This is a genomic window from Nocardia sp. NPDC004604 (genome assembly GCF_040609795.1).
In the GTDB taxonomy this organism is placed as follows: domain Bacteria; phylum Actinomycetota; class Actinomycetes; order Mycobacteriales; family Mycobacteriaceae; genus Nocardia.
Genome location: NZ_JBEXLC010000084.1, coordinates 16,970 through 37,078 on the forward strand (window position 1 = coordinate 16,970; position 20,109 = coordinate 37,078).

General features: G+C 67.6%; 16 protein-coding genes and 2 pseudogenes. 11 read left to right on the forward strand and 7 right to left on the reverse strand.

Going from position 1 to position 20,109, the window contains the following annotated elements:
- Nucleotides 1-119: 119 nt before the first annotated feature.
- Nucleotides 120-968, forward strand: a pseudogene (locus ABZW16_RS27280) (glycosyltransferase 87 family protein); the annotation flags it as partial.
- Nucleotides 969-1,219: 251 nt separating this feature from the next.
- On the opposite strand, the gene ABZW16_RS27285 reads toward ABZW16_RS27280, so the two are convergent.
- Entirely contained in the window at nucleotides 1,220-3,088 is a 1,869-nt protein-coding gene (locus tag ABZW16_RS27285; protein ID WP_354958928.1) for a potassium transporter Kup, read from the reverse strand.
- A 452-nt stretch (nucleotides 3,089-3,540) separates the two neighbouring features.
- Between ABZW16_RS27285 and ABZW16_RS27290 the strand changes: the two genes are divergently transcribed.
- The 8 genes from ABZW16_RS27290 (at nucleotide 3,541) to ABZW16_RS27325 (ending at nucleotide 9,758) form a co-directional block, all read left to right on the forward strand.
- Nucleotides 3,541-4,209, forward strand: coding sequence for an MspA family porin (locus ABZW16_RS27290; RefSeq protein ID WP_354958911.1), 669 nt, complete (start codon nucleotides 3,541-3,543; stop codon nucleotides 4,207-4,209).
- Nucleotides 4,210-4,268: 59 nt separating this feature from the next.
- Complete coding sequence (locus tag ABZW16_RS27295; protein ID WP_354958912.1) at nucleotides 4,269-4,946, forward strand: MspA family porin; 678 nt, start codon at nucleotides 4,269-4,271, stop codon at nucleotides 4,944-4,946.
- 124 nt (nucleotides 4,947-5,070) lie between these two features.
- A complete protein-coding gene (locus ABZW16_RS27300; RefSeq protein WP_354958913.1) occupies nucleotides 5,071-5,724 on the forward strand; it encodes a DUF1775 domain-containing protein in 654 nt (217 codons plus the stop codon).
- Between the two features lie 116 nt (nucleotides 5,725-5,840).
- Nucleotides 5,841-6,431, forward strand: a complete 591-nt coding sequence (locus ABZW16_RS27305; protein WP_354958914.1) for a hypothetical protein — start codon at nucleotides 5,841-5,843, stop codon at nucleotides 6,429-6,431.
- A gap of 382 nt (nucleotides 6,432-6,813) precedes the next feature.
- Nucleotides 6,814-7,452, forward strand: coding sequence for a sigma-70 family RNA polymerase sigma factor (locus ABZW16_RS27310; RefSeq protein ID WP_354958915.1), 639 nt, complete (start codon nucleotides 6,814-6,816; stop codon nucleotides 7,450-7,452).
- The gene (locus ABZW16_RS27315; protein WP_354958917.1) at nucleotides 7,452-8,087 is read left to right on the forward strand and encodes an ABC transporter ATP-binding protein; all 636 of its coding nucleotides are present in this window, start codon (nucleotides 7,452-7,454) and stop codon (nucleotides 8,085-8,087) included. The genes ABZW16_RS27310 and ABZW16_RS27315 overlap by 1 nt, the downstream gene beginning before the upstream one ends.
- Nucleotides 8,088-8,142: 55 nt before the next feature.
- Entirely contained in the window at nucleotides 8,143-8,985 is an 843-nt protein-coding gene (locus ABZW16_RS27320; protein WP_354958918.1) for a metal ABC transporter permease, read from the forward strand.
- The gene (locus ABZW16_RS27325) at nucleotides 8,964-9,758 is read left to right on the forward strand and encodes a zinc ABC transporter substrate-binding protein (RefSeq protein WP_354958919.1); all 795 of its coding nucleotides are present in this window, start codon (nucleotides 8,964-8,966) and stop codon (nucleotides 9,756-9,758) included. Before ABZW16_RS27320 ends, ABZW16_RS27325 begins: the two co-directional genes overlap by 22 nt.
- A gap of 44 nt (nucleotides 9,759-9,802) precedes the next feature.
- On the opposite strand, the gene ABZW16_RS27330 is transcribed toward ABZW16_RS27325, so the two are convergent.
- Nucleotides 9,803-11,425: a fatty acid--CoA ligase family protein gene (locus tag ABZW16_RS27330; protein ID WP_354958920.1), complete on the reverse strand. Its 1,623-nt coding sequence runs from the start codon at nucleotides 11,423-11,425 to the stop codon at nucleotides 9,803-9,805.
- Nucleotides 11,422-13,218, reverse strand: a complete 1,797-nt coding sequence (locus ABZW16_RS27335) for a CoA transferase (protein WP_354958921.1) — start codon at nucleotides 13,216-13,218, stop codon at nucleotides 11,422-11,424. The genes ABZW16_RS27330 and ABZW16_RS27335 overlap by 4 nt, the downstream gene beginning before the upstream one ends.
- A gap of 127 nt (nucleotides 13,219-13,345) precedes the next feature.
- Here ABZW16_RS27335 and ABZW16_RS27340 point away from each other — a divergent pair, with 127 nt between their 5' ends.
- Complete coding sequence (locus ABZW16_RS27340) at nucleotides 13,346-14,545, forward strand: acyl-CoA dehydrogenase family protein (RefSeq protein ID WP_354958922.1); 1,200 nt, start codon at nucleotides 13,346-13,348, stop codon at nucleotides 14,543-14,545.
- A 7-nt stretch (nucleotides 14,546-14,552) separates the two neighbouring features.
- On the opposite strand, the gene ABZW16_RS27345 is transcribed toward ABZW16_RS27340, so the two are convergent.
- The 3 genes from ABZW16_RS27345 to ABZW16_RS27355 form a co-directional block, all read right to left on the reverse strand.
- Complete coding sequence (locus tag ABZW16_RS27345) at nucleotides 14,553-15,713, reverse strand: hypothetical protein (RefSeq protein ID WP_354958923.1); 1,161 nt, start codon at nucleotides 15,711-15,713, stop codon at nucleotides 14,553-14,555.
- Nucleotides 15,710-15,958, reverse strand: coding sequence for a hypothetical protein (locus tag ABZW16_RS27350; protein ID WP_354958924.1), 249 nt, complete (start codon nucleotides 15,956-15,958; stop codon nucleotides 15,710-15,712). The genes ABZW16_RS27345 and ABZW16_RS27350 overlap by 4 nt, the downstream gene beginning before the upstream one ends.
- 123 nt (nucleotides 15,959-16,081) lie before the next feature.
- Nucleotides 16,082-17,287 carry an MFS transporter gene (locus ABZW16_RS27355; RefSeq protein ID WP_354958925.1) on the reverse strand — a complete coding sequence of 402 codons (1,206 nt, stop codon included), beginning with the start codon at nucleotides 17,285-17,287 and terminating at the stop codon, nucleotides 16,082-16,084.
- A gap of 794 nt (nucleotides 17,288-18,081) precedes the next feature.
- Here ABZW16_RS27355 and ABZW16_RS27360 point away from each other — a divergent pair.
- Nucleotides 18,082-19,767: an FAD-dependent monooxygenase gene (locus ABZW16_RS27360; RefSeq protein ID WP_354958926.1), complete on the forward strand. Its 1,686-nt coding sequence runs from the start codon at nucleotides 18,082-18,084 to the stop codon at nucleotides 19,765-19,767.
- Between the two features lie 259 nt (nucleotides 19,768-20,026).
- On the opposite strand, the pseudogene ABZW16_RS27365 reads toward ABZW16_RS27360, so the two are convergent.
- Nucleotides 20,027-20,109, reverse strand: a pseudogene (locus ABZW16_RS27365) (RidA family protein); the annotation flags it as partial.

Below are 20,109 nucleotides of genomic sequence, written 5' to 3' on the forward strand. Positions count from 1 at the left end.
CGGTGCCCCCCACCTGCATCTCGTGCTCATCAGGGTCCCGATGGTTAGGCTGCGGCATTGTGCGTGGGCTGTCGTCGGTATCGAGGTTGTGGTTGGTGTGGGGTGTCACTCGGCTGCTGATGGTGGTGTTCACCGGGGTGACGGCGCTGCCGCACAGTATTTGGGATGCCGCGGCCGCGGACTTGACGCTGTACCGCGAATGGGCCGAACTCATTGTGTCCCAGAATATTTTCCCGCTGCACGATGAGCGGTGGCAGTATCCGCCCGGTGCGGGCGCGCTGTTGGTGCTGCCCTGGCTGCTCGGTGGCGGGCACGGCTACAACTGGTGGTTCTTCGCACTGGTCGCGGCTGCGGACGCGGGCGTGCTGGCCTTGTTGATCCGGGCCGCGCCGCGCGCGGGCCGGGCGACCGGGCCATGGGTCTGGACGCTCGGGGTGGCACTGCTGGGCCGGGTCTGTTACGGCCGATTCGATCTGATCGTGGCGGCGGCCGCGGTCGTCGCACTGCTGTGGGCGACGCGCCGACCGGCGGCGGCGGGTGCCGCCGCCGCCGCTGGCGTGTTGCTGAAAGTGTGGCCGCTGGTGGTCGTGCTGGGGTTGCGCTGGCGGGCGCTGTGGCGGATGAGTGCGGTGGCTGCCGGTGTCGGCGTGCTGGCGAGCGTCGGGCTGACGGTGTTGGGTCCGGGCGCGTGGTCGTTCCTGCAGTTCCAGTCGAAGCGCGGGTTGCAGATCGAATCTGTCGCTGCCACACCGCTATTGATCGCTCGGCTGGTGACCGGCGGCTGGCGCATCGTGCATCGCTACGGGGCCGAGGAACTGTCGGGGCCGGGGGTGTCCGCCGTGGCCCTGGGCTGCGTGGCGGCCACGGTCATCGGCGGCGCGGTGCTGCTGGTCGCCTGGTGGCGCATGCGGCCTCCGTCAGCGGATCTGGCCTTGGCCGCGGTGCTGCTCGCCTTGGCGACCAGCCGGGTGCTCAGCCCGCAGTACCTGGTGTGGGCGGTGGCGGTGGCCGCGGTGTGCGCGCTCGACTCGCGCACCACACAGCGGCCCGTCGTGGTCCTGGTGCTGGTTACCGCGCTGGTGAGCCAGGTCGAATTCCCGTTCGTCTACGACCGGGTGGCCACCGGAAGCTGGCCCGGCGTGCTGGTTCTGACACTGCGCAACGCCCTGCTGCTCGGTGCGACCGTGTGGTCGATTGTGCGGCTGAGCCGCGGCACCGGCTACACCTCGATCTGTGAGCCCATGATGACCGTGCGGTCGCGGGGGAGGCCGAAGTATTCGGCAGCGTCGGCGGTGATGTGGCTGGTGGCGATGAACAGTCGCTTACGCCAGTCCGCCATGGTCGGGGCGTCGCCGCGGCGCAGTTCGATGGTCGAGAGGAAGTACGAGGCGTCGTCGAGTTGCAGTAGGCCTTCGGTTTCCGCCGGGTCGAGTAGGGCCAGTGCGGCGGGCACGTCGGGGGTTTCCATATAGCCGTAGCGGGCGGTGACGAAGATGATGCCGTCCTCGCGGTAGCCGAGGTGGTCGATGGCGACGCGTTGGTCCACCGGAACGCGCGGCACCGGCTCGGTCTTGATGGAGATGATCACGATCTGTTGGTGCCGGACGTGGTTGTGCTCGACATTGGCCCGCATGGCCAGTGGCGCGGTTTGTTTGCCGCGATTGAGGAAGATGGCGGTGCCGGGGACGGTGATCGCCGAGGCAGTTCCGCTCTGCAGTTCGTCGACGAACTCGCCGAGCGATCCCTCGCGCCGTTCGCGCTCGGCGGTGACGATTTCGCGGCCGCGTTGCCAAGTGGTCATGATGGTGAATGCGGTGATGCCGATCAGCAGCGGCAGCCAAGCCCCGTGCACGAATTTGGTGATATTGGCCGTAACGAACAGCAGGTCGACCGCCAGCAATGGGATCGCGCCCAGCGCGATCAACCACAGCGGTGTCTGCCATTTCGCGCGGGCGACATAGAAGAACAGCAGCGTGGTGATGGTGATGGTGCCGGTGACCGCCATGCCGAATGCATAGGCCAGTGCCGCCGAGGAACGGAAGGCGAAGACCAAGGTCAGCACCGAAACCATCAGCAGCCAGTTGATCCACGGCACGTAGATCTGGCCGATGGTGGACTCCGAGGTGTGCGCGATGCGCAGCCTGGGCAGATAGCCGAGCTGAGCGGCCTGCGCGGCGACCGAGTACGCGCCGGTGATCACCGCCTGGGAGGCGATGACCGTGGCCGCGGTGGCCAGCAGCACCATCGGTAGTCGCCCCCATCCGGGCACGAGCAGGAAGAACGGGGCGCTGAGATTGGCGGGATCGTCGAGGATCAGCGCACCCTGGCCCATATAGCTGAGTACGCACGCGGGGAATACCAGGACGAGCCAGGCGCGGGTGATCGCTCGGCGGCCGAAGTGCCCCATATCGGCGTAGAGCGCCTCGGCGCCGGTGACCGCGAGCACGACCGCGGCCAGCGCGAAGAAGGCGATGCCGAAATGGCCGAACAGAAAGCTCAGCGCATACGTCGGTGACAGTGCCTTCAGGATCTCCGGATGTTTGCCGATGCCCGCGACACCGCACGCACCGATCGTGATGAACCAGGCGATCATCACGGGTCCGAAAACCCGGCCGACCGCCGCGGTTCCGCGCTTCTGGACCAGGAACAACGCCACGATGATCACCGCGGTGATCGGCACGATCAGCTCTTCCAGCGAGGGTTGTACGACCTTGAGTCCCTCGACCGCCGACAGCACCGAGATCGCCGGGGTGATCATGCTGTCGCCGAAGAACAATGACGCGCCGAAGATGCCCAGCGCGGACAGTGCCATGGCGGTGCGGCGGCCGCCCGGCGCGGTCCAGCGCCGCAGCAACGTGATCAGCGCCATGATGCCGCCCTCGCCATCGTTATCGGCGCGCATCGCCAGCAGCACATAGGTGACGGTGACAATGATCATTACCGACCAGAACACCAGCGACACCACACCGAATACGTTGTCCCGGCTGACCGGAACGGGATGCGGGTCGCTCGGATTGAACACCGTCTGCAGGGTGTAGATCGGGCTGGTCCCGATATCACCGAACACCACACCCAGCGCACCGACCACCACCGCGAGCCCGGCCGTACTGTGCGCGCCGGACGCACCCGACGGTGTTCCTGGCGTCTCTGCTGTCGCTGCCGTATGCGGTCGGTCGGTCACGGTGATCCTCCTCCGCGCGGATCGTTGAGCCAGCTGCCCGCGCATCGTGCCGGACGATACCGGCCTCACCTCACAACTTCAGCACATCCCCGGCTACCACGCTGCTCCCGGTTCGCCCGGAACGGGACGGGAGCACTTGTTCGGTCACAGGGACTGGGCCGGATGCGTATCGCGGCCAGGCGTGTTGGACCCGCGCTGGTGGTCATCCGTACCCGGGTCGTGACCCGTGCCACAGATTCGCGCCGGGCGGGAACTCTCGGCGTTCGGGCGCGACTACCGATCGGTCAGCGCCGACGCCCGGGATCGGAGGGTGTCGCGAACGCTGAATCGTAAGTGGCGCACCTGTTGAGGGGTTAGTAGTGAGAGATGTCTGTGGCTTCGGCGTGCGCCGGGGTCTGGGGATTGCTGGGGCGGGCGCGGTTGTGGCCGTTGGTTTGCTGTCGACGGGTGCCGCGAATGCCGATGCGTTCGTCGCATTGCCGGATGGGCAGAAGGCCGGTCCGGGCGTGAACATTATTCGCAATGGCGAGCATGCGATCGTGTCGCCCTCGTTGGCGGCCAATGGTGCCGGGCGCACGGTGTGGGTGTCGGGTAATGCGATCGCCGAGGTCGCAGTCACGCCGGAGGGTGCGGTCGGTCCCAACAACGGCGCTTCGGGCGCTGCGGGCACCAATAATTCGTCGACACACGGTATTTCGCAGCTGAGCACCGGCTACCTCGTCGGGTGCCAGGTCAGCATTGCCGACAATGCGATCTCGGCGGGAGTGTCCGGCGGAATCAACCTGAGCGGGGGATCACTCGGCGGTTCGGTGGGGGTGAATCTCGGGCCCGGTGAGGTGAAGTTCGTTCAGATCGACTACAAGGACATTCCGAAGCCCGGCACGTACTCGGTGGAGTATCAGGACGCCGAGATCGAGATCCAGGGCTGTGCGGGCTATGCGCAGGCGCGTGCGTACACGGTTGTGGAAATCATCGGCGACCACTACTCGAAGACCACCCTCTATGGGGCTCCGTTCAGCATCGGCTGATCCCGGATTTGTCGAATCTCTTCTCGCTCGAGCGAATTCACTCTTCGAGGAAGTCAAAGATGATCAACCGCAAGCTCATTGCCCGGCTCGCCGGTCTGGGGATCGCGACCGTCGCCGGTCTGGGATGCTGCGCCACGGGCGCGGCGAATGCCGATACCTTCGTACCGCTGCCCGGCGCGCATCTGACCAAGACGCTGTCGGATGGCACCGTCGTCGATATCACGCTGTCCGGTGAGTCGGCGAATATCAACCCGTCGATGGGGGCGACGCCGCTGCACCGCAATGCGTGGGTGTCGGGGACGGCGTCGGTCGAGTTGTCCGGGCCCGGCGTCCGGGGCGGTCGCATCGCCCCCGGTTACGTTGTCGGATGCCAGGTCAATATCGCCGGTGGCGGCGCCAATGGCGGAGTGACGGGCACCCTCGACTGGAGTGACGGGCAGCACGTCAAGCCGGGTGCAGGCGCCAATAGCGGCGGCAATCTGACATTGGGTCCCGGCCAGGCGAAGTCGTTCTTCCTGCTCGACCTCGAGCAGGCGGATGATTTCGGCCAGGAGGTGCACCGGATCCGGCACGAGTTCAAGGGCCCCAGCGGGGGTGTGTCCTGGGCCGATGAAACCATCGACCTCAATGGATGTGCCGGGTATGCCCAGGCTCGCTCCTTTGTGGGCGTCGAGGTGGAGACCGCCAATGTCGTCACCTGGGTCACCGTGTGGGGCGAGCCGTTCAGTATCGGCTGAGGGATACCTACCGGCTGGGTCGCCGGATAAGCCGATATCCCTGGTACGGGGGTATCGCGCGGCTATCGTCACTGCTGAGCATCAGTTGCGTTCGATTCCTTTATCCGAAGGAGTGATCTCGACGATGAACAAATCTTGGTTGAGACGTGTGGGTTCGACCGTCGTCGCCGCAGCGGCCGCCGTGGTGGTCGCCGCGGCGCCCGCATCGGCTCATGTCACCGTGTCGGCGCCGGGTGCGACGCGTGGCGGTTCGGCAGTGCTGGTGTTCCGGGTGCCGAACGAATCGCTGACCAATAGCCCGACTGTCGAGTTGGCGGTGCGGATTCCGGGGGTCACCGCTGTCGATACCCTGGCGGTGCCCGGCTGGAAAGTGGTGACACACAAGGACGGCAGTGTCACCGCCGTCACCTGGACCGCCGACTCCGGTGGTGGGATCGGGCCGGGACAGTTCGGGCAGTTCACGGTGCTCGCCAATGGGCTGCCCGATATGGACAAAATGACCATGCCAGCGGTGCAGACCTACGCTGACGGCGAGATCGTCAAGTGGGAGGATCAGCCCGAAACCGGTAAGGGTGAGCCCGAATACCCCGCTCCGACTTTGGCTTTGGCGGCCAAACAATCCGGTGGGGCCGAGAACCACGGCGATATTCCGGCGATGTCGACCAGCAGCGGGTCCGCCAGCGATGACACCGCACGCTGGCTCGGCGTCATCGGCATCGTGCTCGGCGCGCTCGGCCTGCTGATCGGTGGCGGCGCGGTGATGCGGCGCAGGCAATGATCGAAACCTCGGATCGTGCTCGGTCGCGCCGGGCATGGCTCGAGAGATGACCGAGCGCGGCTGATCAAACCCTTCCGACTCGCACGCGCGTGCCGGATGGGAGGATGGGCATTGTTATGAACCGCTTGCCGATATCGCCGCACCTGCGGGCTATCCGTGCGGCGATATTCGCGGCGATCGGTGTGTTGTTGTCCGCCGTCGGCCACGCCGAGGCATCCGGGCACGCGCTGTCATTGTCGACGCTGCTCGTGGCGTTTGCTGCGACGGGTTCGGTGGCGTGGGCGCTGGCCGATCGGCAGCGGGGAATCCTTGCGATCGGCGGTGGCCTGCTGGTGATGCAGGCGGCACTGCACCTGTGGTTCGGTGTCTCGGTGGTATCGGGCAGTCATGGCGCATCCCATGTTTCGGCTCTGCCGGGTTCCCTCGCACACGCAGGTTCGCTGGCGATGATCGCCGGGCATGTGGTGGCCGCTGTGGTTTGTGCGGTGTGGCTCTGGTGTGGCGAGCGGGCCTTGTTCGCGCTGTTGCGCGCGCTGTATTCGCGGATTCTGGCACCGCTGCTGTTGGTGTTGATCCACTCGACGGTGGACGAAGCCGGGGTCGGTGTTCCGGTCGTTTCCGAGCGCGCGGCCGTGCCCTTGCGCGGTGCCGCGCTGCGTCATGTGGTGGCTCGGCGGGGACCGCCGGTCGGCGTGGTTGTGGTCTGAGAGTCCGTCACGGGCAGCCGGAATGGTTTCGGTGCAGTGGCGCGGGACCGGTGGCCGACGATTCCGGTCGGCACTTCATCGGTGCGGCGCGCACGAGTGGCGGACGTCGCCGTCGTAGCTTGTGCATCCGTCCTGGACGTAGGTGCGGCGAGCTATCCGCCCAGCGGTCGCCGAAGGTGGTGCGCGCACTCATCGGTGCGCGGCGATAAGCCGTGTGCGACCGGTCTTTTCAACGCCGCGCTCTGCGGCGTCGCTGAACCGAGATTGTTCGACATATGCATTCACTATTGAGAACACTGCCGCTCGGCAGTGGTATTTCGTTGTCCCTCCTGACATTTCCCGCGGTGCACCCGGGTGAGTCGTGCCGGTCTGGAAACCGTCCATGTCCGACGAAGAACTGACCGCGCTCGCGCTGGCGGCCGGCACGGGAGATCGAGCGGCGCTGGCCGAGTTCATCCGATCGACGCAACGTGATGTGTGGCGTTTCATCGCCCATCTGACCGATGTGCAGTCCGCCGACGATCTCACGCAGGAGACCTTCCTGCGCGCCATGCGCAGCCTGCCGCGGTTCGCGGGTCGGTCCACCGCCCGGACCTGGCTGTTGTCGATTGCGCGGCGGGTGGTCGTCGATCGGTTCCGCAGTGCCGCGGCCCGACCGAAGAACGCACAGCTGGCCGAGTGGCAGCAGGACCTGGACCATCGCCGCGACCACGAAAGACCGGATTTTCCAGAGGAAATGGCGATTGCCGATCTGCTGCGCGGCCTGCCCGCGGAACGGCGGGAGGCATTCGTCCTGACCCAGATACTCGGCCTGTCCTATGCCGAGGCAGCGCAGACCGTGGGCTGCCCGACGGGCACCATCCGCTCGCGGGTCGCGCGGGCTCGCGAAACCTTGGTCGCGCTGTTGCAGGCGGCGGAGACGCCCGCGCCCGGGGAACCGATCGGTGCACCCGTGCGACTACCGCTCGGTGCGCGCCGCCCGATCGCTGGGATCGGGCCGGGTATGGCGGAGGTGGTGTGATGGGCGGACTGGAGCTGCGGTTGGCGGGGGTGTCATGCCGGCACGGTCGCATCGAGGTCGTCAGCGATGTCGATCTCGACGTCCCCGCCGGACAGCGAGTCGCGCTGACCGGCACCAACGGTTCCGGCAAGACGACGCTGCTGCGTGCGGTGCTCGGTCTGCACCGCGCGATCCGCGGCGAGATCACCGTCGGCGGGCGTACCGGCGGCGGCACTGCCGAACAGGCGTGGCGTCGCCGGGTCTGCGCATGGATTCCGCAACGTCCGGCGGCTGGGCGGTTTCCGTTGCTCGCCGGTGAACTGCTGGCCAGCAGCGGGGACCGGGCGGCGGCCGCGGCGATGGCGACGCGGCTCGGAGTCGGCGCGCTGGTCGGCCGGCCGCTCGACACGCTGTCGGGTGGGCAGTTGCAGCGCATCCACCTGTCGCGGGCGGTGGGCTGTGTGGCGGCGGGCGCGGGTGTCGTGCTGGCCGATGAGCCGACGGCCGCACTCGATTTCGCGGGACAGGACGAGGCGGCCGAGGTATTGGCCGGACTGCCGGTCACGCTCGTTGTGGTCACCCACGATCGGGCGCTGGCGCGGCGCTGTGACCGGGTGCTGGAAATGGCGGCGGGCCGGTTGCGGGAGGTCGAATGAGATTCGTTGCTGCGGTGCGCATCCCGGCGCGAGTTCGCAAGATACGGGCGGCGTCGTGAACGGCCCCGCGGCGGTGGCCGATCTGCTCGGGCTGGTCCCGGTGCGGCGGGCCGGACTGGCGTTGCTGCTCGGGTCGATCGGGTTGCCGATCGTCGGGGTGGTGATCGTCGGGCTCGACATCATTCCGGTGCGGTTCGCGATGATGCACGTCGCATTGCTCGGCGCTGCCGTCGGGATGCTGACCGGACTCGATCCGGCGCTGTGCGGGCTGGTGGCCTGCGCGGTCGCCGGAGCCGGGATCTCGCCGCTGGCCCGCACGCCGGAAAGCCTGTCCGGGGCAATGGGTCTGCTGATGAGCCTGGCCATCGCGGCGGCATTGCTGGTGCTCGCACTGGCGGGGGTGAATGCGTCATCGGCGTTCTCGCTGCTGTGGGGCTCCATCCTCTCGGTGCGCACCCAGGACGTGATAGTGCTTGCGGCACTCGCGATTGCGGTGCCCGCGCTGTTCTGGTGGCGACGGCGCGACCTGGCCCTGCTGCTGCACGATCGGGAGTTGGCGCTGGTATCGGGGGTGCCGGTGCGGTGGCTGACGCTGGTGCTGCTGGTATTGGTCGCGGTGGCGGTGGCCGGGGCGATTCGGCTCACCGGTGCACTGCTGGTCGATGCGCTCACGCTACTGCCCGCGCTGGCCGCGCGGCGGCTCGGCCACTCGCTCATATCGATTATCTGCTGGGCCATCGGTATCGGCGTCACGGTCAACCTCGTCGGCTTCCTCCTCGCCCTCGCCTTCGACCTGCCTCCCGGGCCGGTCCTGGTCCTCACCGCGGGGGCAGTCGCCCTCGCGGCCCACCTGATCCCCGAACGGAGATACAACTCATGGCACGTTTCCACGCACTGACCGCGGGGCTGGCCCTCGCCGTGGCAGCCGGTGTGCTGCTCGGCGGCTGCTCCAGCACCGACGGCGATCACGACCACCACGACGGACACCAGCACCCCAAGATCGTCGCCACCACCACCTGGGAAGCCGCGTTCGCGAAAGCCGCAGGCGCGGAAGATGTCACGGTGATAGTGCCCGCATCGGTGCACCACGCACCCGATTACGACCCCAAGCCGTCGGATCTGACCGCGGTCGCCGAGGCGGACTTCGTGCTGTACGCGCCGTTCGAACCGTTCGCGGCGAAGATCAAGGAGGCCGCCGGTGCCAAGGCGAAGCTGATCGAGGTGAACCTCGACAACTCCGCCGAAAAGGCGACCGCACAGGTCAAATCCCTTGGTACCCAGTTCGGCACCGCGGCGGCCGCCGATGCCTGGACGGCGACGTTCACCGCCGAATACGACAGGCTGGGCAAGGACATTCGGGCCGCATGGCCGGGCGGCAAGCAGCCGACCGTGGTGGCGCAGGTCTTTTCGACCTGGGCGGCGCAGTTGGCAGGTGCCGATATCGTCGGCACCTATGGGCCCGAGGCAGTCACACCGGGACAGCTATCCGCGCTCGCGGCGAAGAAGCCCGAGTTCGTGCTCGATAACGCGCACATGTCCAGTGGAACCGTGCTGCCCGACAGTGGCGCCAAGCAGGTGTCGATCGTCAACTACCCGGGCCAGGACCAGGAACTGCTGACCGTCTACCGCGATGCGGCCGCCGCATTGAAGAAGGTCATGTCCGGTTCCTGAGAACGGTGGGGCAGGCACGTGAAGTGCCTGCCCCACAGCCGATTTCAGCTCATGGCCGCCCGCATGGCTGCCCGGTCCGGTTTGCCTGCCGGAGTAAGGGGTAGCGCATCGAGCAGCAGTAGCGATTCGGGATGCTTCCCGCGCTCCAAACCGTGAGCGCTCAGGTGTGCGCACAATCCGTCCAGGTCAGGTGTGTGACCGGGCCGCGGCACGACGCACGCGGCGAGCCGTTCACCCAATCTCGGATGCGGCACACCGACGCACGCGACGTCACGGATGTCGGGGTGACCGGCGAGCAGCTGCTCCACCTCGGCCGGGCTGATATTCGCACCGCCGCGGATCACGATCTCCTTGAGCCTGCCGACGACGTGCAGGCGTCCGTCGGCATCGAGGACGCCGAGATCTCCGGTGCGGACCCAGCCGTCGTCGGTGCGGTAGCGGGCGTCGAGTTCGGGATCGCCGACGTAACACAGCGGGGTCATCGGGCCACGGGCCACGATTTCGCCGGTCGCACCCGCGGGGGCGGTTTCGCCGGTATCGATATTCGTGATGCGTATTTCGGCGACGCGCGGATTCGGACGTCCGACAATAATGCCGGGACCGGCAGTGGCCGTATCGGTTTCGCCGATATCGGTGTGGCAGTTCACGCCGTCGGCGGAGCCGTAGAGGTTGATGACCGAGCAGCCGAAGGCGTTTTCGGCTTCGTCGGCGGTGGCTCGGTCCAGCGGTGCACCGCCGAGCACAAGAGCCTGCAGCGAGCCGGTATCGGTGCCGGATGCGTTGTGTTCGAGCATCATTCGAACCATCGTCGGGACGCCGAGAACGTGGGTCGGCCGGTGTTTTTCGATCGCGGCCAGTGCCGCCTCGGGGGTGAAATGGTCGAGCAGGATGAGGGTGCCGCCGTGTCGGGCGAGGGTGACGGCGGTGCCGCTGCTGCCGAAGGCCGAGGCGAGGGGGACCAGGAACAGGCAGCGCGGCGGTTCGCCCTCGAGCAGCGCGGCCATGAAGTTGCCGCGGCCGCCGGCAAGCGCATTGTGTGAGTAGGCAATCATTTTCGGCTCCGACTCCGAACCGGAGGAGACCAGGATCCGGGCGGCGGTATCGGGATCGGGCCGCGCCGGGACGAACAATTCGCCGTCCGCGCGCAGCAGTTCGGCGAAGGAGATACATCGGTCCGGGACGGGCTCCTTGCCGACGGCGGCGACGAAACGCAGGTCCGGTAATTCGCCGAGCAGTTCGGCAAGATTCGCCGCGTGGGCGTGGCCGCGGAAATCGGTGGCAGCCAGTACGGCAACGGCCTCGGCGCGGCGCAGCAGCGATTCGGCCTCCCGCATGCCGCGGCCCGCCGGAAACGGCAGCGCCACGGCGCCGAGCGCGGCCAGAGCCAGGTCGGTGATGACCGCTTCGCGGGAGGTCGGAAGCTGTACGCCGACAACGTCTCCGGGGCCGACGCCCGCGGCGGCCAGACCCGCCGCCAGGCGACGGACCAGCCGGTCCAGTTGGGTATAGCAGACCTTGCCCTTGGCATCGAGCAGCGCGGTGCGATGTGGGTCGAGGCAGCGCTGCGCACGAAACAGTGAATACAGGTCGAGGTCGGGACAGGCGCCGTCGGCGGCCCACGAACGGCGGAGCCGATGCGGGACCAGATCGTGCAGCACAAGGCTCATCGGAAACTCCAGGGAGACGAAACAGCGACAGCGCCGAGTGAGTCGGTGGTCAATGCGTCGGTGCAGCGCGGGTCGCCGGGCAGATCGGCCAAATCCGTGGTTACCGCGGTGGCTTCGATTCCGCTGTCGCGCAAGGCGACGACGGCTTGTGTGGTGGACAGACCGCCGATTCGATCGGCGTGCTCGACGGCCGCCGCGGCGTGCTCGTCGGTGGGGATGACCCACCCGTCAGCGGTGGCCAGTGGTCGGCGGAATCCGGCCGGTCGGCGCGGGTCCAGTCCGTCGGCGGCCCGGCGCAGCGCGGGCGCGGTGAGCAGATTCGCGGCCGCGAGCAGCGAGGATTCGACCCGAACACCGCGCGCGGTCTGCTCGCGGGCGAGTAGACCCGCCAGGATCGCCTCGGTGCCCAACATGCCGCCGAGCACATCGAGCAGCGTCATCAGCGACGGTATCGGTGCTTCATCCGCGGGCCGTGCTGCCTCGCCGACCCCGGTACGGGCCTGCACCATGAAGTCGGTGCCCATCGGGGCGTCGGCGAGCCGCCCGGCCCAGCCGCTGGTGTAGGCGTAGATCAGGCCGGGGTTGGCCGCCCACAGGTCATCAGCGCCCAATCCGAGCTGCTCGGCCTTGCCGGGCGCCCAGTTGTGCAGGAACACATCCGCTCCGGCCGCCAACTCGCACAACCGCTTCCGATCCTCGGCGGATTTGATGTCGATCTCGACCGCGTCCTTGCCCCGGTTCAGCGCCAACCAGCGCGCGGAGATATCCGAGCAGGTGGGCGGCATACCGCGCAGCGGGTCGCCGCCCGGCGGCTCGATGCGCACCACGTCCGCGCCGAGCAGCCCGAGCAGATGCGCGGCCAGCGGAGCCTGCACCCGACGTCCGGCCTCCAGCACGGTGAAACCCGCGAGCGGGCGATCGGTCGCCGGTGCGGAAGCCAAAGCGGCAGTATGCCTTTCGCTGCCCAGGCGGAACTGCCATGGCACGGTGTCCTCGCCATTGGCGCGCATCTCCTGGCCGCGCTCGGTGAGTGTGCGCAGTCGGCACACGTCCGCGCCGGACTCCTCGGCGGCGGCCCGCACCTGCGCCCAGCTCCGCAGCGCGGTGGTGTCGTGCAGTGCCCGGGGAATCGGTGCGCAGGCGGTTGCGTAGCGGAATTGGAAGGGCCGCCAGCCCTTTCGCAATGCGTCCTGCGGTGCGTCCAACGCCCGCCAGAAATCGGCCCACACACCGACGTCGAGGGCTTCTACCTCGAATTGGACGCCGTCGGCAGTAGTGAACGGCGGCCCGCCCGGTGCCAGCGAGGTCGCTTCGTCATCGTCGGCGCATGCTGCCGCCAGATACTGGGAGACGGTCAACAAGGCCGTCTTGTCGACCGCGACATCCACTCCGGTCAGCGTGCCGCCGCGGGCGCGACCGATCAGGGTGGCGAGAAGTCCCTGCACCGTGAGGATTCCGGCGGCAGTCGAGACGTAGTCCACCGCCAGACCGCGCGGTGTGCCGTCGCGTCGGCCGTGCACCAGCATCAGTCCCGCCGCGGCCTGCGCGGTCGCCTCATCGTGCACCTGACTGCCGGATCCGCCCCAGGCCACCGCGGCGTGCACCGCACTGCCGTCCGGGCCGGTGAGGGTCAGTGCGTCGGCGTCGCCGTCGAGCGGTTCGGCGCCGAGCAAGTGCAGGTGTTCGGTTGCCGTGGTGATCGGGCCGGGTGGGCTCGCCGTGTGAAATCGCATGCCCCGCAGGGGTGCCGTTAGCTGGTCGGTGCCGGATGTCCGCATGGTGCCGGGTGTCATGGCTCTCCCTGTTGAACGGTCGTGCTGCCCGTGGGAACTCGGCGCGGTTGCCCGCCGACCAATCCCTCGGACAACAGCAGTCGGACCGTCGGGCACTCGGGTTCCCGGTCAGCGTGGAGGAGAAGTCATGACGCCGTTCACATCTCACAGTGCGGTTCCGGCCACTGCCGCATCGAGGCCGCTCGGACCGGAGGTGGATATCGCGGAATTGCGGGCGCGCGTGGCAGCTTTCGTCGCGGAAGCAGTGGTGCCCCAGGAAGATGTGCTCGACGCGGGCGGCCCGAGGGCGGCCGTCATATCCGCGGAGCTGCGGGCGGCGGCGCGGACGGCGGGATTGTGGGCGTTGCCGTTACCGGTCGAATGGGGCGGACAAGGACTTTCGTTCGCCGACTACATATGCCTGGCCGAAGCGGAGGGCGCCAGCGATCACGGGCCCGCGATCCTCGGCTCGGCATCGCTGCTGGATGTGTCGATGCTGCAACGACATGGCGGCCACCATGTGCGCGAGAGCTACCTGAAGCGTCTGGTCTCCGGTGAGCTGCGCGCCGCCTACGCGATGACCGAACCCGACACTCCCGGCACCGATCCGGTCATGACGGCCACCCGCGCGACCGCCGAACCGGATGGCTCGTGGACGCTGACCGGTCGAAAGTGGTTCGTCAGCGGCGGCGCCGATGCCGACGTGATCACCGTGCTCGCCCGCACCGATGGCGAGGCACCCAGTCGCGATGGGCTCACCCTACTGCTGGTGCCGACCGAAACGCCCGGCTTCCGAATCGTGCGCGAGGTACCGGTATTGGGCGTCGGCGGGCAATGGGAGATCGAACTGGACCGCGTCCGGGTACCAGGTGACCACGTGATCGGCGACCTCGGGCGGGCACTGGCCATTGCGGGGGAGCGGCTGCAACTCGGCCGAACGCTGCGGTGTCTGCGCTGGCTCGGACAGGCGGAGCGCGCGTATGCGCTGATGTGTGATCGGGCCCGCGGCCGCACCCAGTCGCGCGGGCCATTGGCCGAACGGCAACTGGTGCAACAGCATGTCTTCGAATCCTTGCTCGCCATCCGCGGCACCCGGCCGCTGGTACACAAAGCGGCCGCGCTGATCAGCGCTGGTCACGATGCTCGGGTGGAGGCCGGTCTGGCGAAGGTCGCGGCGGCCCGCACGCTGCAGCAGGTCGCCGACGCCGCGATCCAGGTGCACGGCGCGGCCGGGCTGGGGCCTGATACCGCGCTACCTCGGTTGCTGCGCACCGGTCGGATGGCACGCATCCTCGATGGTCCCGATGAGCTGCATATCGAGGCGGTGGCGCGGCGGGTGCTGCGCTGACCAGGGTTCAGGTGTCGAACGGTGCGACCACACCGGTGTGGATGGCCAGGGCGAGTGCGAAAAAGTAGTCGCCCCAAATGAGTTCGTGCGCGGTGGCCAGGTTGCGATCCAGGTCGTAGCAGCCGTCCAGCAGCATGCCGGAGTGGTTCAGATGCCGGGTTGTCAGCCGTTCGAGTATCTCGATCGCCCGGTCTTTCAGGCGCTTCGCGCGCTCCGGAACATGATGTGCGGCAGCAAGTTTGAGCAGCGCGACGGCTTGTATGGCGGCTGCAGAGGTGTCCGGTGGCGCATCCGGTGTCATCTCGGCGGCCGGAATCAGCGGTGCGGTGTCATCGATCAACTCCGCGGCGGTGTCCAGGTAGCTGGTATCGATATGCCAGCTCGCATCCGCCAGCGCCAGCAGCAGCCAGGCCCGTCCTCGGCTCCAGCCCGTCCTCGGCTGCGGGCATGCGACCCAATCGCCGTCGGTCCACGCCCAGGCCGGGGTGGACACCGGTTCGGTGCGCCATTGGATGAGGTGGGTATCCAGATGTGCTTCGGCCGCGGCCGTACCTGATGCCGTGGCCAGCGGCGGCTGCGGGCATGCGGCGCAATCGCCGTCGGTCCAGCCCCGTGCCGGGGTGGGCAGCGGTTCGGTGCGCCTTGGGGTGAGGTGGGTGTCCAGATGCGCTTTGGTCGCAGCCGTACCCGATGCTGTGGCCAACAGCGGCACGATGCCCGCCACGCCATCGACGCGGGCCAGCAATCGCGCGCCGCCGAAGGCCGAACCCCATGGCAGCACACCGAGTTCGTGATCGAAGTCGTTCAGACAGGTCTGCGCGGCTCGCGCGCCCAGTTCAGCAGCTGTGTCGTCGCCTATGGCGTTGCTCGCCAAAGCTGTTCCGTACCAGAAGATCAATCCGCGGGTCGCGGTATCCGCGCCGACCCAGTCCGCCAGACGAGCGGTCACCTGCGCGGCGGCCGAACGGTCGTGGGCTGATCCGCTGTGCAGAGCCCGCAGCCACAGCAGACCCGCCCAGAACCCACCGGTCCAAGAACCGCGCGAGGTCGTCACCCACTCACCGCTGCTGCGCTCGGCATGCAACGGGAACCGCTCACCCACGACAGCGCGCGTCTTTTCGGCACGGTCCAATACCGAATTCAACGCCACCTCGGCCCACTCGCTCATTCCCGCACCTCACCTGGGTAGTCCCCGATGCGGAGAAGCTCCAGATCGTCCCCGAGGAAACCTGTGGATTCGGTACCGTTCGGCTCCGCAGTGACCTCGGCGTTTCGCTCGCTAATGCCCGGTCCCGTAACGCCAACACCGCGGCTGGTTTCGGCGTACAACGGGAACCGCTCACCCACAACAACGCGTGTCTTCTCGGCACGGTCCAATACCGCATTCAAGGCCACCGCCGCGCACTCATTCATTCCTGCGCCTCGCTTGTCCAGTCCCTGATGCGGCGAAGATCCGGATCGTCCCCGAGGCCGAGGTCTGCGGATTCGGCACCGTTCGGCTCCGGCATGACTCGGTGGTATCGATATCTCGCTCGCTCATGCCCGGTCCCGCAACGCCCACACCGCGGCGACGGCCGCAGCGGTCACGAATTCCGCGGCCACCAGCAACCAACTGCTGCTGTAGTCGATTGAGGACACCACAGCGCCGAAAAGCGGTGGCCCCACGGCGAACCCGGCAAAGAACCCGGCCGACACCAATGCCGAGTCCCGCCCGGCCCGACCGGGTGCCGCCCGCTGGATCACCAGCACCATCGACACCGCATTACCCGCCATCCCGAACGTCCCCACCGCGACGACCGCAACCCAGACCAACCCGCTCACCAGCGGTGCCGCGGCCATGAGCCCCGCGGCGCCCGCCGACCCGACCGCCAATCCCGCGGGCAACACCACCGCCATGCGCGGCCTGCTCGCTACCCGCGCCCACCCGATCCGCCCCGCGATCCCGGCCACGCCCAGCACCGCGACGAGCGTCCCCGCCGCGGCCGCGCTGAGCCCGAGCCGACGCTCTCCGAACAGCGCGAGATAGGTATTGATCGAGGCCATGCCAGCACCCAGGAACAGTGAGTGCACCGCCAGCCAACGCACCACGCTCGGCCCGGTCGATGCGACACTCGTCGAACCCATTGCGGCAGCGCCGATTTCCGGCTTGTGCCGCGGTGGATCGGTCGGCAGCGTCCACCACACCCATAACGTGACCAGCACCGCCGAACCGGCCGTCACCAACACCGATACCCGCCAACCGGCGAAAGCGGCCAATGCCGTCAACGGCAGTCCCGCCGCGATCGCGCCCAATTGCACGCCGGACTGCTTCGTGCCCGTCACTCCCGCTCGCTGCGCAGCCGGAACAACCGCCAAAATCGCCTTGTTGGTCGCCGGATTCGCCAATGCCTGCGGTAACCCACCCAATCCAACCGCCACCAGCAACACCGCGTACCCCGGCGCGGCAGCGATCAATCCCAATGCGAGCGCGACCAGCCCCAACAAGGCAACCAGACATCGCCGCGGGCCGAGCACATCCACCGCCCGCCCGGCCAGCGGCGACAGCAGCGCGGCAGTCCCGAACCCGACCGTCGTCGTGAACCCCAACATCGCCGCGGACAACCCGAGATCCGGCACGATCCGTGGCCCCAGCGCCCCCACCAGGAACAGTTGCAGCATGGAAAAACCCATGGCGGCGGTCAACACCCCCGCCACCGACACCGCCGCCACCCGGTCCGCACGGACCTGCGGATGTGTCTGCACCGCCGTTCTCCTCCCAGCCACGCCGCCGTTCGGCGCCCGAACTCACGTAGTCGGGTAGGCGGCTGTCCGGGTTCCCAGCGAAACTCTCCGACCGACTACTACACAGTCCGGACCGTCCCGATCGACGAGCTGCGCTACGCGGCGATGCCGATGGCGAAGTCCGAAAACTAGTGCCCCGTCCAAATAGCTCCCGCCGGGTGGTCGAAGGTAGTCGAATGGTGGTCACCCAGGCCGTTTCGACCGCCAGATGACTACCCTCGGCGAGCAGTCGAAAGGGGGTAGCGCAGCAAGCTATTTGGACGGGGCACTGGGGCCACTTGTATGTGCTTGATGTCACGAACGCTGATGGGGCTGATCGTGATTGCGTCAGCTCGGTTCAGATCGGAGTCGGAGTCGGATATCCAACCGTCTGTGATCCGGATTAGCGAGCCGTCGCGCCCTGGTGGATGGGTGCTTGGCTCTGTCCGCGAAGTGTGACACCAGTTGTTCGCGAATTCTGGTGGCGTGTCGCTCTCTTCGAAGATGTTCACGAATGACGACGGCAGGGGCAGATGAGGCTGGGCCGAGCGCCCACAGTCTCCCGAACACACACTCATCGCCGATTTCCGTACGTTCCGCGCGAGTGCCGGCCATTGCAGGAGAAGATCGCACGTCGACCGGTGGCTGCGGAGGATTGCACGGCAGGATTCGGAGTATTGGAAGGATTCAATCGAAGTGGCCATGGATCATGTCGGATTGGATCGGGAATCGGCTCCCGGAAGGACTGATGCTCGCCCGCCGAAGATGCTGGTGTCATGAACGGCAATCCGCAGGAACATTCGTCGCGTACGCAAGTCCTGATCGTGGGCGGAAGCATCGTGGGTGCCTCGGCGGCACTGTTTCTCGCCGCCCGCGGTGTCACGCCCGTGCTCGTCGAGAAACACGCCACCGTGTCGACCAGGTTGCGCGCCAAGCTCTTCTATCCCCGCACCATGGAGGCATACCGCGCGGTGGGTGCCGCCGCGAGCGTCTACGCCGTCGAACGCGGCCTGCCGTCAGGCGATCACGCCGCGGTGGTCGACTCGCTCGCAGGGCCGGAGCGCAAGCGCTGGCGACTGCCCGCGGCGGATGATTTCAGCGCCGTCTCGCCGTGTTCGAGCGCCTTTGTCAAGCAGGCCGATCTGGAAGAGGTCGTGCGAGCACATGCTCGCTCCGCCGGTGCCGACCTGCGTTTCGGCCACCGCTTCCTCGACCTGTGCCAGCACGAGAACCAGGTCATCGCCCGAGTGCTCGACGCCGACGGTGAGCAATACGCCATCGAGGCCGACTATCTGCTGGCAGCAGACGGAAACAGCAGCGCGATCCGAGCGGGTTCGGGCATTGGCGTCAGCGGCAACGAGGTAGTCGCGCACATCCTGGAAATCGGCTTCGATGCCGATCTGCGCCCGATACTGGAGGGCCGACGGCTCGCCATGGCTTGGGCCGACCTGCCCGAGCGAGCCTATTTGTCGTGGACGACCGCGCAGGATCGGGGTGCGGTGTCGGTGCAATACGATCCCGCGGTCACCGATCCCGCGACATTCGATGGCCAGCGGTGCCGCGAGATCGTTTCACGCGCAGTGGGACTGCCGGTATCAGAGTTCACCGTCACCGGAATCCGGCCGTGGCAGATGGGCGGGTGGGTGGCCGACTCCTACCGCGCGGGCCGGATCTTCCTGCTCGGTGACGCCGCGCACGTCACCCCGCCGACCGGCGGGTTCGGCGCCAACACCGGCATCCAGGACGCGTGGAACCTGACCAACAAACTGGTCTCGGTCTTGCGCGGAATCGCCGATTCCCGGCTGCTGGACGACTACGAACCCGAACGCCGGGCGATCGGCCGACTGACGGTTACCCAGGCCCTGATGCGGCTCGGTGATCGCGCCGAAACATTGCCCGAGAAGGAACCGATGCTCAGCGAGGCGGCAGTCGCGCTTGGCTACCGATACCAGCTGCCCGGCACGGATCCGTCTCTGCCGGAAGCCGATGAACCTGCCCGATGGCGCGGCGAGCCCGGCACCCGGTTACCGCATCTGTGGATGTCCGATGGAGTCTCGACCCTCGATCTGATGCGCGACGGCCGATATCTGCTGCTCACCGGAGCCCACGGGCACGCCTGGGCGCAGGCCGCGCGCGAGTTGGACCCGACGAGCGTGCTCTTGGATGTGGCAGTGCTCCCCAGCGACCAGCACAACCACCCGACGGAACTCCTGGCAGACCTGTGCGGCATCGGCCACGACGGTGCGCTTCTGGTCCGTCCGGATCATGTAATCGCCTGGCGCGCCGCCGGTTCCACCCCGAATCCCGCCGCTGCGCTGACCGCCGCAACCCGGCACGAGCTGGCCCGATCAGGAGATGAATCGAACCACCTCTCACGTGGACCTGACCGCGGTCACAGGAATCCCGGTGCCGAGCTATGGCGATCACGACGGCTCCGATTCGGACGGCTGGCATTGGGGTAGCCTGACTATCTTGGGTTCATCGGACAGCGGTCACGGGCACTACGACGGTGGCCACGGTGGAGGTGACATCGGTAGCGCTGGCGGTGGTTACTGACAGCGCTCCGGAGACGGTGAGCCGTTGTCTCACCGGTTACCGCGCGGGAAGCCGCCGGGCGTCCCCAACCCGAGAACGGGCAGGTTCGACTACCGACCAGGTGGTGAGGATCGCCCGGGATTCGTACGAAGCCTCACCACTATCCATGACCAGGGGGCCTGGATCTCAGTCGAGCACGGCGAACGCCTCGACCTCGACGAGCACGTCGGGCTCGAACAGGTAGTCGACGCCGATCGCCGACAGGGGCG

What these genes read in the sequence shown, in the direction of transcription:
- ABZW16_RS27295 (WP_354958912.1), top strand. Translation starts at nt 4,269, where the DNA reads ATGATCAACCGCAAGCTCATTGCCCGGCTCGCCGGTCTGGGGATCGCG.
- ABZW16_RS27300 (WP_354958913.1), top strand. Translation starts at nt 5,071, where the DNA reads ATGAACAAATCTTGGTTGAGACGTGTGGGTTCGACCGTCGTCGCCGCA.
- ABZW16_RS27305 (WP_354958914.1), top strand. Translation starts at nt 5,841, where the DNA reads ATGAACCGCTTGCCGATATCGCCGCACCTGCGGGCTATCCGTGCGGCG.
- ABZW16_RS27310 (WP_354958915.1), top strand. Translation starts at nt 6,814, where the DNA reads ATGTCCGACGAAGAACTGACCGCGCTCGCGCTGGCGGCCGGCACGGGA.
- ABZW16_RS27315 (WP_354958917.1), top strand. Translation starts at nt 7,452, where the DNA reads ATGGGCGGACTGGAGCTGCGGTTGGCGGGGGTGTCATGCCGGCACGGT.
- ABZW16_RS27325 (WP_354958919.1), top strand. Translation starts at nt 8,964, where the DNA reads ATGGCACGTTTCCACGCACTGACCGCGGGGCTGGCCCTCGCCGTGGCA.
- ABZW16_RS27330 (WP_354958920.1), bottom strand. Translation starts at nt 11,425, where the DNA reads ATGAGCCTTGTGCTGCACGATCTGGTCCCGCATCGGCTCCGCCGTTCG.
- ABZW16_RS27335 (WP_354958921.1), bottom strand. Translation starts at nt 13,218, where the DNA reads ATGACACCCGGCACCATGCGGACATCCGGCACCGACCAGCTAACGGCA.
- ABZW16_RS27340 (WP_354958922.1), top strand. Translation starts at nt 13,346, where the DNA reads ATGACGCCGTTCACATCTCACAGTGCGGTTCCGGCCACTGCCGCATCG.
- ABZW16_RS27345 (WP_354958923.1), bottom strand. Translation starts at nt 15,713, where the DNA reads ATGAGCGAGTGGGCCGAGGTGGCGTTGAATTCGGTATTGGACCGTGCC.
- ABZW16_RS27350 (WP_354958924.1), bottom strand. Translation starts at nt 15,958, where the DNA reads ATGAATGAGTGCGCGGCGGTGGCCTTGAATGCGGTATTGGACCGTGCC.
- ABZW16_RS27360 (WP_354958926.1), top strand. Translation starts at nt 18,082, where the DNA reads ATGAACGGCAATCCGCAGGAACATTCGTCGCGTACGCAAGTCCTGATC.